We start from the raw sequence: 11,687 nt of genomic DNA, 5'->3' as shown, positions 1-11,687 counted from the left end.
CATCTCCTTAACTTTTGGGGACTTACCCACGTTCTGGCGGAGGATGAGGGATTTGAACCCTCGATAGGTTGCCCTATACACGCTTTCCAAGCGTGCGCACTCGGCCGCTATGCGAATCCTCCCGAGGAGGTGAACTCTATCGGTGGCTATCCCTATGATTACGCCAGATCCCTCGTACGGCGTTATCCGTACTGAACTCCCCCAGGGCAGGAATGCAGCAAGGGTAGGTCCGCTCTGGCGGGTGTGCGAGGGGTCCTATTAAATTGCGACGAACAGTAGAGGAGCACGGCGATGTCATTAGCTTTGTATCGTAAATATCGTCCCTCCGTTTTTGCAGATGTCATCGGACAAGAACATGTAACTGTTCCACTTTCAAATGCTTTGGAATCTGGTCGCACACACCACGCATATTTATTTAGTGGTCCACGTGGGTGCGGAAAAACTTCAAGTGCACGAATCATGGCGCGCTCACTTAATTGCGAAAAAGGCCCAACACCTAACCCATGTGGTGAATGTCAATCGTGTAAAGATTTAGTTGCAAACGGCCCAGGCTCATTAGATGTTATTGAACTAGATGCTGCTACCCACGGATTAGTAGATGATGCCCGCGATCTTCGTGACAAAGCATTCTTTGCACCAGTACAAAGTCGTTACAAGATCTACATTATTGACGAGGCACATCAGCTCGGACCAGGTGCGGCCAATGCTTTGCTCAAAGTTGTTGAAGAACCACCTGCACATGTAATTTTCATTTTCGCTACAACAGAACCAGATAAGTTAATTGCAACTATCCGTTCTCGCACACACCACTATCCATTCCGTCTAGTTCCGCCAGGAACATTAGCTGCGCACTTAGAAAAGGTTTGCAACTCTGAAGGCGTAATGGTTGATAAGGGCGTAATTCCCCTTGTAGTTCGTGCATCTGGTGGTTCTGTGCGTGATGCGTTATCTGTATTGGGGCAGTTATTAGCTGGTGCAGGCAAAGATGGTGTTAGTTACGAAATTGCAATTCAGCTACTTGGTTTCACGGATGGCGCGTTACTAGATGATGCAATCGATGCAATTGCTGCCCATGATGGCGCAACGTTGTTTAAGACAATCGATCGTGTTATTGAATCAGGACATGACCCACGCAGATTTACAAGCGACATGTTGGAACGTATTCGCGACTTGATGATTGTTGATGCGCTCAAAGATTCAACGGCAAATTCAATCTTGCGCGATATGCCAGATGATCAAATGGAACGCATGCGCAATCAGGCAAATCGAATTGGTACGGCAAACCTTTCAAGGGCTGCAGATATTGCAGCAGAGGGATTAACCCAAATGCGTGGGGCTACCGCGCCTCGTTTGATCCTTGAGCTCATCTGTGGGCGTATTTTGTTGCCAATTGGTGACAACACCGAAGCCGGGATGCTTTCTCGTATTGAACGTCTAGAACGTGCAGAAAACATTGCTCCTCTTACTACTGCAGTCCCACAGGTAAAGGCAGCACCTGCTGCAACAGTGCAGGAAGAAAAGCCTGTTGTGAAAGAAAAAGAAGCAGCACCTGCTGCAGTACCGAAAGCACATGTTCCTGGCAACTTTGATATCGCTGCACTTCGTAGAGCGTGGCCAGATGTAATTGAAGATGTGAAGAAGCGTCGTAGGCTTACTTGGTCACTACTTTCAGCAAGTGCACAAGTCTTGTCAGTTGATGAAAATGCAATCACTATTGGCATCGTTAATGCTGGCGCTAAGGAAAGCTTTGAGCGCTCTGAATCTGATGTGATCCTGCGCAACGCATTTATCGATGTTGTCGGATTAGATCGAAAGATTGCAGTTGTTGTTGATCCTTCGATCGACACAAACACCCCAGCAGCACGTGAGACTAGAACTTCAGAAGCACCAAATGATCCTGTTCAGTTATCTGGTGCAGCGCTTTTGGCGAAAGAGCTTGGCGCAAAAGTAATTGAAGGTAAGTAAGAGATGTCAGGAATGTATGAAGGTGCAATTCAAGATTTAATTGACGCGTTGGGTCGCTTGCCAGGAATTGGCCCAAAGAGTGCGCAACGAATTGCTTTTCACATTTTGCAATCTGATGCTGAAGTTGCATCAGCATTAGTAGATTCAATTCGGGTTGTTAAGGAACGAGTCAAGTTTTGCATAGTCTGCGGAAACGTCTCAGAAGAAGATGAATGTCGCATCTGTCGTGATCCTCGACGCGATAACACAATTATTTGCGTTGTTGAAGAAAGCAAAGATGTCATTGCGATTGAACGTACTCGCGAATTTCGTGGTAAGTATCACGTGCTGGGTGGGGCGATCAGCCCAATCGATGGCATCGGCCCAGAACAACTTCGAATTCGTGAATTAATGATTCGTTTGGAAGAAGTCGGCATCATTGAAGTTATCCTGGCAACTGATCCAAACCTTGAGGGTGAAGCAACAGCTACCTATCTATCCCGACTCATTAAGCCGATGGACATAAAGGTCTCTCGTTTAGCTAGTGGGCTTCCTGTTGGTGGAGATTTGGAATACGCCGATGAAGTTACTCTTGGACGTGCCTTTGAGGGCCGCAGGGATGTTTAATCTCATTAATTGAGATGCTTGCCGTCTCATAATTTGAGAAATGCAGGAAACTAGGTAGCCCCATTTAAATCTGTGCCTCATGATTGAGGCATGGGACTAATTGTTCAGAAATATGGCGGCTCATCTGTGGCAGATGCTGCAGGGCTAAAGCGCGTTGCCAACAGAATCGTGTCTGCCAAGCGGGACGGTAATCAAGTTGTTGTTGTGGTCTCTGCCATGGGAGATACCACTGATGAGTTGATTGATCTCGCAGAACAAATCACGCCAATTCCGCAGGGCCGCGAACTAGACATGTTGCTAACCGCCGGTGAGCGAATTTCAATGGCACTTCTTGCAATGGCAATTAACAACTTAGGCCATGAAGCTCTTTCATTCACCGGAAGCCAAGCAGGCGTTATTACAACCTCTGCGCATGGTCGCGCTCGCATCATTGATGTGACACCTGGTCGAATTAAAGAAGCATTAGATAGTGGCGCAATTGCAATCGTTGCGGGCTTTCAAGGAATTTCGCAAGACACTAAAGATGTAACAACGTTGGGTCGCGGTGGTAGCGATACAACAGCTGTTGCATTAGCAGCAGCGCTGGATGCAGATGTGTGTGAGATTTATACAGATGTTGATGGAGTTTTCAGTGCCGATCCACGCGTCGTTCCAACTGCCCGTAAGTTAAAGACAGTTACTTACGATGAAATGCTAGAACTTGCAGCCAGTGGAGCAAAAGTTCTCCACTTGCGTTGCGTTGAGTACGCACGCCGTTACAACTTACCAATTCACGTACGTTCATCTTTTACAACTCACGAAGGAACATGGGTGGTTAAAGATCATCCAGAAGGAGGCAGCATGGAACAAGCAATCATCTCAGGAATAGCACACGATAAGAGTGAAGCAAAGATTACGATTGTTGGAGTACCTGACCGCACTGGTGTTGCTGCACGCATCTTCCAAGCTATTGCAGATGCAGACATCAACATCGACATGATCGTGCAGAATGTTTCTGCTGCTGCCACAGGACTAACGGATATTTCATTCACATTGCCAAAGGCAGAAGGCGCTGCAGCAACTGCAATTTTGCAAAAGTTACAAGGTGAAGTTGGCTTTGCATCCATTCAATACGATGATCAAATCGGTAAATTGTCATTAGTTGGCGCTGGTATGCGCTCACACCCAGGCGTGACTGCAACATTCTTTGGTGCTTTATCTGATGCGGGAGTTAATATCGAAATGATTTCAACCTCTGAAATCCGTATCTCAATCATTTGCCGTGAGGCCGATCTAGAGCGCGGCGCAAAAGCTGCGCATACAGCATTTGAACTAGATGCTGATCAAGGCGAAGCCGTTGTATATGGAGGCACAGGACGATGAGCAAAAAAGTGAAAAAAGTCGCAAAGAAACCAACACTTGCAGTTGTCGGCGCAACGGGCGCTGTTGGCACCGTAATGCTGGGCATCTTGTCTGAGCGCAAAGATGTGTGGGGCGAAATCCGTCTGATTGCTTCTGCCCGCAGCGCTGGCAAAAAGTTAATGTGCCGCGGAGAAGAATTAACGGTCGTTGCTCTCTCGCCAGAGGCATTTGATGGCATAGATGTTGCCATGTTTGATGTTCCAGATGAAGTTTCGGCCGAGTGGGCACCAATTGCAGTTTCACGTGGCGCAATTGTTGTTGATAACTCTGGTGCATTCCGAATGGATCCAAAAGTTCCTTTGGTTGTTCCTGAAGTAAATCCAAAAGACACAAAGAAGCGTCCAAAGGGAATTATTTCTAATCCAAACTGCACAACTCTTTCGATGATTGTTGCAATGGGTGCGCTAAACAAGAAGTATGAATTGAAGGAGCTAGTAGTTGCTTCATATCAAGCGGCATCAGGTGCCGGACAACCTGGTATTGATGCCTTGCGTGCACAGATTTCTGCAGTTGCAGGAACAACTGCTGGTGAAGCGACCGGAGATGTTCGAAAGCACGTAAAGGATTCAGGGCCATTTCCTGCACCTCTTGCTCTCAATGTTGTGCCATGGGCAGGTTCACTTAAAGAAGATGGTTACACATCAGAAGAACTCAAGGTTCGCAATGAATCTCGCAAGATTCTAGGGATGCCGCGTTTAAAGGTTTCGGCAACCTGTGTTCGTGTTCCTGTTCTAACAACGCATTCACTAGCGGTGCATGCAACATTTAAGAACGAGGTAACTCGAAAAGGAGCGCAAAAGCTTCTTGAAAAAGCTGCTGGGGTTATCTTGCTTGATGATCCTGAAAACAAGAAGTTTCCAACACCAAATGATGCAGTAGGCACCGATGCAACATGGGTAGGCCGCGTGCGCCGTTCTCCAGATGATAAGAAATCACTTGATTTATTCTTGTGCGGAGACAACCTACGCAAGGGTGCTGCCCTCAATACTGCCCAGATCGCAGAGCTATTGGCGGTAGAGTTAACAAAATGACAATCAAAGAAACTCTACGAGCTGATTTAACCGAAGCTATTCGTGGTCGCAATGAAATCACTTCAAGCACTATCCGTATGGTTTTGACTGCCATCACTAATGAAGAGGTTGCTGGCAAAGAAGCTCGTGTTTTAAGTGATGATGAAGTAATTGTCGTGCTGTCTCGCGAGGCGAAAAAGCGTCGCGAAGCGGCAGAAGCATTTGAAGGTGCCGGCCATCCAGAAAAGGCAGCCCTGGAAAAAGCCGAAGGCGAAGTTATTGCTAAGTATTTACCTGCTCAGTTAACTGCAGATGAAGTCAAGCAGATCATTGCTGATGCAATCGCATCAACTGGTGCGGCAGGTCCTGCCGACATGGGCAAGGTAATGGGCGCTATTAAGGGAAAGATTGCAGGAAAGGCTGATGGAGCACTTGTTTCATCACTAGTGAAGGAGAGTCTCAACAAATGATTAAGTATGAATATGCAACAGTGCCACTACTTTCACATGCAACGAAGGCAATCCTTGACACATGGGGTTCTGATGGTTGGGAGCTTGTACAAGTTATTCCAGCGCCTGGCACAGGCGAGCAGCTTGTTGCGTACATGAAAAGACAGCTTGCGTGAATAAAGTAGATGTTCGTGCAAAGTTAGCCGAACTTGGGCTTGAACTGCCAGTTGCTGCAAAGCCAGTTGCTGCTTATGTCCCAGCGATTAGAACAGGTAATTTAGTTTTCACAGCAGGACAACTTCCACTAGCTGGCGGAGAGATGGCTGGCGTTGGAAAAGTTGATGGTGAGATCACTCCTGAGCGCGCAAAAGAGCTTGCACAAATATGTGCTCTTAACGCTCTTGCAGCTGTTGAAACGGTTGCAGATGTAAACAAGATTACGAAGATTGTTCGTGTAGTTGGTTATGTAAACGGAGTCTCTGGCTTTATCGGTCATCCAGGCGTAGTCAACGGGGCCTCTGAATTGTTTATAGCAATCTGGGGTGATGGTGCAAAGCATGCACGCAGCGCTGTTGGAATTGCAGGGCTTCCACTTAACTCACCAGTGGAAATTGAATTAACGGTGGAAATTACCGACTAACTACTTACCGCGTTTTGTTAAACGCTCTAAGTCGGTGATTAACACTGCGCGTCCATCTAGCTTTAACCAGTTGCGACCTGCAAAGTCAGCAAGTGCTTTATTAACAGTCTCACGGGATGCACCAACTAATTGCGCTAACTCTTCTTGAGTTAGTTCGTGGTGAACGAATAAACCTTCATCTGTTTGCTTTCCAAAACGCTCACCTAGGTCGATAAGTGCTTTTGCAACTCGTCCTGGAACATCTGAAAAGACTAAATCTCCAACGGCTTCATTTGTGCGACGTAAACGTTGCGCTAAACGCGCAAGCAGATGCAGTGCAACATTTGGATTGTCGGCAAGCCATGGAAGTAATTTTTCCTGTCCAAGACTCAACAACTTCGCATCAGTTACTGCCGTTGCTGTTGATGTACGTGGGCCTGGATCAAAAAGACTGAGTTCGCCGAACATTTCTCCAGGTCCAAGAATCGAAAGTAGGTTTTCACGACCATCACCACTAGAAGTTCCCAGCTTTAGCTTGCCGTCAGTGATTACGTACAAGTGATCGCCTTCATCGCCTTCGGCAAACAAGACAGATCCCTTTGCGATCTTTACGGAAACCATATTTGCGAGCAACGATGCGGCAGAGGCATCATCCAGCGCGGTAAATAGAGGCGCTTTGCGAATTACTTCTTGATCTATAGGCACGAGGGGTACTTTACTACCCATGGTGGTCCATAGCGAAATGCGCAAAGAGGCAAGGGCGGTATACCGCATCCTTACTAAGACCTATCCAGACATACGCTGCGAACTCGATTTCACCAATCCATTGGAATTATTAATCGCAACTGTCTTGAGCGCACAGTGCACAGATAAGAGAGTTAACACTGTTACCCCAGCATTGTTTAAGAAGTATAAAAACCCCAAGGCTTATGCAAAAGCGGATCTGCATGAAATTGAAGATTTAATCCATTCCACAGGTTTTTATCGGGCCAAAGCACGTAACGTTAAAGGATTGAATATCAAATTACTCGAAGATTTTGGGGGAGAAGTTCCTCAAACCCTTGAGGAGTTAATTACATTGCCGGGGGTTGGGCGAAAAACTGCCAATGTTGTTTTAGGACACGCCTTTGATACACCAGGAATCACTGTTGATACGCACTTCGGAAGATTATCGCGGCGATTTGGTTGGACTAAAGAAACCGATCCTGTAAAGGTTGAAATGGTTGTTCAACAATTGATACCCCAAGCTGAATGGACAAACCTTTCACAGCGAATGATTTGGCATGGAAGACGAATCTGCCATTCACGAAAGCCGGCATGCGGTGCGTGTCCTGTCGCCAAAATCTGCCCAAGTGTTGGAATTGGTGAGATGAATAAAGAGAAAGCATTACTGTTAGTTAAAACAGATAAGGATTTTAGATGAAAAAGGTTGTTGGAGTAATTGCTGTTCTATTACTAACAGCTTGTTCACCATCCTCTTTATCTGTTAAAGGTGAAGTTGTTTCTTGCTCATCAATACCCCAAGAAAGAAGAATGCTTGATTCGGGAATTGAACTTCGTTGCTTAGATGGAACCATGGGCGCGCAACTAAATACACTTAGAGGACCCATGATTGTCAATGTGTGGGGTTCTTGGTGTGGCCCATGCAAGGAAGAGATACCGATCTTTAGATCCTTTTTTGAAAAAGCTAAAGACAAAGTTTCCCTCGTGGGTGTTGACGTTGAAGAATCCAGTATTGAAGATGGCAGGAAATTTGTAGAGGAAAACGGCATAACGTGGCCAAATTTGTATGACCCAGATGGCCGATCACGTCTGTACTTCGGGATGGGAGTTCCAGTGACCTGGTTTATTGCCGCAGACGGATCTGTTGCAGGCAAGAAAATAGGGGTGATTACCGATGAAAGCGAACTCATCACGCTCACAAACAAGTATTTGGGTGTGAAGCTTTAATCCTCATCTTTGGAGCCATTAAGGCCATCTGAAATCAAACGCATAACATTTGGATCAGCCAAAGTCGTTGCATCACCAACCTGGCGATTTTCGGCCACATCTTTGAGCAAACGCCGCATGATTTTGCCACTTCTAGTCTTTGGCAGTTCTGCAACCACCAAGATCTGACGTGGTTTAGCAATCGCACCAATTTGTTTTGCAACATGGTTTCGAAGTTCGGTAATCAAGGTTTCACCATTTGCATGAGCGATACCTCCACGCAAAATAACAAAAGCAACGATTCCCTGTCCTGTCATTGCATCATTTGCTCCAACCACGGCAGCTTCTGCAACAGCTTCATGTGAAACCAGTGCAGACTCAACTTCAGTTGTTGAGATACGGTGACCTGAAACATTCATAACATCATCAACTCGACCTAGTAGCCAAATTGCACCGTCTTTATCTAATTTTGCTCCGTCACCTGCGAAATAAATTCCATCAAACCTGGACCAATACGTTTCTTTGTATCGTTCATCTTCTCCCCAAATACCACGCAACATTCCAGGCCATGGTTTGTCTAAAATTAAATATCCGCCATGACCTTTTGCAACTGCATGTCCGTTGTCATCAACAACAACTGCACTAATTCCAGGAATTGCAGTCATGGCTGAACCTGGTTTTGTTGCCGTTACACCAGGCAATGGTGAAATCATGATTCCACCAGTTTCAGTTTGCCACCAGGTGTCTACAATTGGACAACGGTTTCCACCAATCACTTCGCGGTACCACATCCATGCTTCTGGGTTAATTGGTTCACCAACTGATCCAAGCAAGCGCAACGACTTCAAGTTGAACTTATTAGGAAACTCATCGCCCCATTTCATCCAGGTGCGGATCAAGGTAGGCGCGGTATACAAAATAGTCACACCGTATTTTTCAATTAACTCAAATATTCGCCCCTTATGCGGCGTATCTGGTGTTCCTTCATACATAACCTGTGTTGCACCATTCATGAGTGGGCCATAAACAATGTAACTATGCCCAGTAATCCAACCAACATCGGCGGTGCACCAATAAACATCTGTTTCCGGCTTAATATCAAAGACAACACGGTGGGTATATGCAGCCTGAGTTAGATAACCGCCGGTTGTGTGAAAGATCCCCTTTGGTTTAGCTGTAGTCCCAGATGTGTACAAAATAAACAACGGGTGTTCAGAATCAAAGAATTCAGCTGTGTGATCAACTGATTGACGTCCGACAATATCGTGCCACCACACATCAGTTTCTGTATTCCATGATGTCTCTTGCTTAGTGCGCTGAACAACCAAAACTCTTTTTACGTTGTGTTGGCCCTTAAGAGCTTCATCGACAGCTGGCTTTAATGCAAAAGCACCGCCCTTTCTAAATCCACCATCTGCAGTTATAACTAACTTCGCATCTGCATCTTGAATTCGAGACAGTAATGCTTCTGCTGAAAATCCTCCAAACACAACTGAATGGGGAGCACCAATTCGTGCACAAGCAAGCATTGCAATGGCTGCTTCAGGAATCATTGGCATATAAATTGCAACACGATCGCCAGCAACTACACCAAGTTCAATCAATGCATTGGCAGTTTTCTTAACTTCGGTTAGTAGCTGTGCATATGTAATTGTTTGTGTGTCACCTGGTTCGCCTTCGAAATGAAATGCAACACGATCTCCTCTGCCTTCAAGGACATGACGGTCTAGCGCATTGAATGATGCATTGATTTTTCCGCCCACAAACCATTTAGCAAAGGGTGATTCCCACTCAAGTGTTTTTTCCCACGGCGTCTGCCATGACAGTTGTTTGGCTTGCTCATCCCAGAATGCCAAACGATCTAATTCAGCTTGGTCATAAAGTTCTGGTTTTGCGTTTGCCTGTTCTGCAAACTCGGCGGTCGGAGGAAATTGGCGATCTTCGCTGAGCAGGTTTTCTAGGGATTCTTGATTGGGGCTCATAACGCTAGAGGCTACCTCTTGAGGATTGTTATCAACAGACAAAGCGGCAAGTGATTTCTGAATTCGATTAAGACCCCAAGATGCCCCAAAGAAAGGAGAAACAATGCTTACATCCTTCATATTGATGCTGATCAAACTACTGAGCAGCCCCGTCTTGGTGGCCGCCTTGGCTAGATTCTTGGCCAATGCCCTGAAAACACTGAGCTGAAATCCAAAAAGACCCTCTGCTAACCCCCTGCGGAGGGTCTTTTTGTGCCACATGGGCGAAGGTGAGAGGATTGGCCGTAAGCCTCTAGACGACTCAACGAAGCGCTCTGTCTAAAGAATTACATCGAGTTCTTAGGAGTCAGCAATGCCAATAGCAACCCCCGAAATTTTTGCCGACATGTTGGATCGCGCTAAAAAAGGCGCATTCGCTTATCCAGCAATAAACGTTTCATCATCACAAACCATCACTGCTGCTATTCGTGGTTTCGCCGAAGCAGAGTCAGATGGAATCATTCAATTTTCATGGGGCGGTGCCGAATACGCATCTGGTTCAACAGTTAAGAACATGGTTGATGGGGCTGTTGCGCTCGCCGAGTTCGCACATGTTGTTGCAAAGAATTACAAAGTAAACATTGGCATTCATACAGATCACTGCCCAGCAGAAAAATTAGATGGCTTCATGCGTCCACTTCTTGCATTTGGCGCAGACCGTATTAAGTCAGGAAAGGCTCCACTGTTTAACTCACACATGTGGGATGGATCTGCAGTTGATATGCCTGAAAACATGAAGGTCGCTAAGGAAATGTTAGCGATGTCAGTTGCGGCAAAGACTATTCTTGAAATTGAAATTGGCGTTGTAGGTGGAGAAGAAGATGGCATCGAAGCAAAACATGATGCAAAGCTCTACTCAACACCTGAAGATGCACTACTAACAGTTGAAACTCTTGGAACAGATGTCAATGCTCGCTACTTAGTGGCAGCAACATTTGGAAATGTCCACGGCGTTTATAAGCCAGGTAACGTTGTATTGCAACCAAAGATTCTTGCAACATTGCAAGAGGCTGTTTCAGCAAAGCTTGGATTACCTGCAGGAAGTAAGCCAATGGACTTGGTATTCCACGGTGGATCAGGCTCGCTACTTTCTGAAATCCGGGAATCACTTGATTACGGTGTAATCAAGATGAATGTTGATACTGACACTCAATACGCCTTTACACGTCCAGTTGTAGATCACATGCTGAAGAACTATGACGGCGTGCTGAAAATTGACGGCGAAGTTGGAAATAAGAAGGCTTACGATCCACGTGCGTGGGGCAAGCTAGCTGAAGCAGGCATGGCAGCACGCGTTGTGCGTGCATGTGAAGACCTTCGCTCAACTGGCACTACCTCACTTAAGTAATTAACAACTAGTCGGAGAGGCTTTACTCATGCCTGCATTGGTATTACTCGGCGCTCAGTGGGGCGACGAAGGCAAGGGTAAAGCTACCGATTTGTTGGGCGATCGCGTTGATTATGTTGTCCGCTATCAAGGTGGAAACAACGCAGGCCACACAGTTGTAATTGGTGATCAAAAGTATGCGCTTCATTTATTGCCATCAGGAATTCTTTCCCCAAATGTAATTCCTGTGATTGGCAATGGCGTCGTAATTGACCCAAGTGTTCTACTTGAAGAGATTCGTGGTTTAAATGAGCGGGGCATCAATACAAGCAAGCTTTTGATTTCAACTAATGCTCACTT

Annotated in this window: 13 protein-coding genes, 1 tRNA gene and 1 other RNA gene; 12 read left to right on the top strand and 3 right to left on the bottom strand. The window is 46.1% G+C overall.

Annotation, left to right across the window (positions count from 1 at the left end; genetic code table 11):
- Positions 1-34: 34 nt before the first annotated feature.
- A tRNA-Ser gene (locus AC9UH7_RS05400) sits at positions 35-122 on the bottom strand.
- Positions 123-163: 41 nt separating this feature from the next.
- Between AC9UH7_RS05400 and ffs the strand changes: the two genes are divergently transcribed.
- From ffs to AC9UH7_RS05360, 8 genes are all read left to right on the top strand, one after another.
- Positions 164-261: signal recognition particle sRNA small type (gene ffs / locus AC9UH7_RS05395), an RNA gene on the top strand.
- 30 nt (positions 262-291) lie between these two features.
- Positions 292-1,965 carry a DNA polymerase III subunit gamma and tau gene (locus AC9UH7_RS05390; protein WP_509596014.1) on the top strand — a complete coding sequence of 558 codons (1,674 nt, stop codon included), beginning with the start codon at positions 292-294 and terminating at the stop codon, positions 1,963-1,965.
- Between the two features lie 12 nt (positions 1,966-1,977).
- Positions 1,978-2,571: a recombination mediator RecR gene (gene recR / locus AC9UH7_RS05385; RefSeq protein WP_509596017.1), complete on the top strand. Its 594-nt coding sequence runs from the start codon at positions 1,978-1,980 to the stop codon at positions 2,569-2,571.
- Positions 2,572-2,661: 90 nt separating this feature from the next.
- Positions 2,662-3,933 (top strand): aspartate kinase, encoded by a 1,272-nt coding sequence (locus AC9UH7_RS05380; protein WP_509596012.1) that lies wholly within the window; start codon positions 2,662-2,664, stop codon positions 3,931-3,933.
- A complete protein-coding gene (locus AC9UH7_RS05375; protein WP_509596010.1) occupies positions 3,930-5,003 on the top strand; it encodes an aspartate-semialdehyde dehydrogenase in 1,074 nt (357 codons plus the stop codon). Before AC9UH7_RS05380 ends, AC9UH7_RS05375 begins: the two co-directional genes overlap by 4 nt.
- Positions 5,000-5,452 (top strand): GatB/YqeY domain-containing protein, encoded by a 453-nt coding sequence (locus AC9UH7_RS05370; protein WP_509596008.1) that lies wholly within the window; start codon positions 5,000-5,002, stop codon positions 5,450-5,452. The genes AC9UH7_RS05375 and AC9UH7_RS05370 overlap by 4 nt, the downstream gene beginning before the upstream one ends.
- The gene (gene sp36, locus AC9UH7_RS05365; RefSeq protein WP_509596006.1) at positions 5,449-5,607 is read left to right on the top strand and encodes a Sp36 family protein; all 159 of its coding nucleotides are present in this window, start codon (positions 5,449-5,451) and stop codon (positions 5,605-5,607) included. Before AC9UH7_RS05370 ends, sp36 begins: the two co-directional genes overlap by 4 nt.
- Positions 5,604-6,071 (top strand): RidA family protein, encoded by a 468-nt coding sequence (locus AC9UH7_RS05360; protein WP_509596004.1) that lies wholly within the window; start codon positions 5,604-5,606, stop codon positions 6,069-6,071. The genes sp36 and AC9UH7_RS05360 overlap by 4 nt, the downstream gene beginning before the upstream one ends.
- Here AC9UH7_RS05360 and AC9UH7_RS05355 read toward each other — a convergent pair whose 3' ends face one another.
- Complete coding sequence (locus tag AC9UH7_RS05355) at positions 6,072-6,776, bottom strand: Crp/Fnr family transcriptional regulator (RefSeq protein ID WP_509596002.1); 705 nt, start codon at positions 6,774-6,776, stop codon at positions 6,072-6,074.
- Between AC9UH7_RS05355 and nth the strand changes: the two genes are divergently transcribed.
- A complete protein-coding gene (gene nth, locus AC9UH7_RS05350) occupies positions 6,775-7,473 on the top strand; it encodes an endonuclease III (protein ID WP_509596000.1) in 699 nt (232 codons plus the stop codon). The two genes, AC9UH7_RS05355 and nth, sit on opposite strands and share 2 nt — an antisense overlap.
- Positions 7,470-8,000: a TlpA family protein disulfide reductase gene (locus AC9UH7_RS05345; RefSeq protein WP_509595998.1), complete on the top strand. Its 531-nt coding sequence runs from the start codon at positions 7,470-7,472 to the stop codon at positions 7,998-8,000. Before nth ends, AC9UH7_RS05345 begins: the two co-directional genes overlap by 4 nt.
- Here AC9UH7_RS05345 and acs read toward each other — a convergent pair.
- Complete coding sequence (gene acs, locus AC9UH7_RS05340; protein ID WP_509596015.1) at positions 7,997-9,961, bottom strand: acetate--CoA ligase; 1,965 nt, start codon at positions 9,959-9,961, stop codon at positions 7,997-7,999. The two genes, AC9UH7_RS05345 and acs, sit on opposite strands and share 4 nt — an antisense overlap.
- A gap of 352 nt (positions 9,962-10,313) precedes the next feature.
- On the opposite strand from acs, the gene fbaA reads away from it, so the two are divergent.
- Entirely contained in the window at positions 10,314-11,348 is a 1,035-nt protein-coding gene (fbaA, locus tag AC9UH7_RS05335; RefSeq protein ID WP_509595996.1) for a class II fructose-bisphosphate aldolase, read from the top strand.
- A gap of 28 nt (positions 11,349-11,376) precedes the next feature.
- Positions 11,377-11,687 (top strand): adenylosuccinate synthetase (locus tag AC9UH7_RS05330; protein WP_509595995.1); only part of this gene is annotated, 311 nt, incomplete at its 3' end.

Origin of the sequence: Candidatus Planktophila sp., from assembly GCF_044348745.1 — a bacterium.
GTDB lineage: Bacteria > Actinomycetota > Actinomycetes > Nanopelagicales > Nanopelagicaceae > Planktophila.
This window is presented reverse-complemented; position numbering and strand designations above follow the sequence as displayed.

What these genes read in the sequence shown, in the direction of transcription:
- AC9UH7_RS05390 (WP_509596014.1), top strand. Translation starts at nt 292, where the DNA reads ATGTCATTAGCTTTGTATCGTAAATATCGTCCCTCCGTTTTTGCAGAT.
- recR (WP_509596017.1), top strand. Translation starts at nt 1,978, where the DNA reads ATGTATGAAGGTGCAATTCAAGATTTAATTGACGCGTTGGGTCGCTTG.
- AC9UH7_RS05380 (WP_509596012.1), top strand. Translation starts at nt 2,662, where the DNA reads ATGGGACTAATTGTTCAGAAATATGGCGGCTCATCTGTGGCAGATGCT.
- AC9UH7_RS05375 (WP_509596010.1), top strand. Translation starts at nt 3,930, where the DNA reads ATGAGCAAAAAAGTGAAAAAAGTCGCAAAGAAACCAACACTTGCAGTT.
- AC9UH7_RS05370 (WP_509596008.1), top strand. Translation starts at nt 5,000, where the DNA reads ATGACAATCAAAGAAACTCTACGAGCTGATTTAACCGAAGCTATTCGT.
- sp36 (WP_509596006.1), top strand. Translation starts at nt 5,449, where the DNA reads ATGATTAAGTATGAATATGCAACAGTGCCACTACTTTCACATGCAACG.
- nth (WP_509596000.1), top strand. Translation starts at nt 6,775, where the DNA reads ATGGTGGTCCATAGCGAAATGCGCAAAGAGGCAAGGGCGGTATACCGC.
- AC9UH7_RS05355 (WP_509596002.1), bottom strand. Translation starts at nt 6,776, where the DNA reads ATGGGTAGTAAAGTACCCCTCGTGCCTATAGATCAAGAAGTAATTCGC.
- AC9UH7_RS05345 (WP_509595998.1), top strand. Translation starts at nt 7,470, where the DNA reads ATGAAAAAGGTTGTTGGAGTAATTGCTGTTCTATTACTAACAGCTTGT.
- acs (WP_509596015.1), bottom strand. Translation starts at nt 9,961, where the DNA reads ATGAGCCCCAATCAAGAATCCCTAGAAAACCTGCTCAGCGAAGATCGC.
- fbaA (WP_509595996.1), top strand. Translation starts at nt 10,314, where the DNA reads ATGCCAATAGCAACCCCCGAAATTTTTGCCGACATGTTGGATCGCGCT.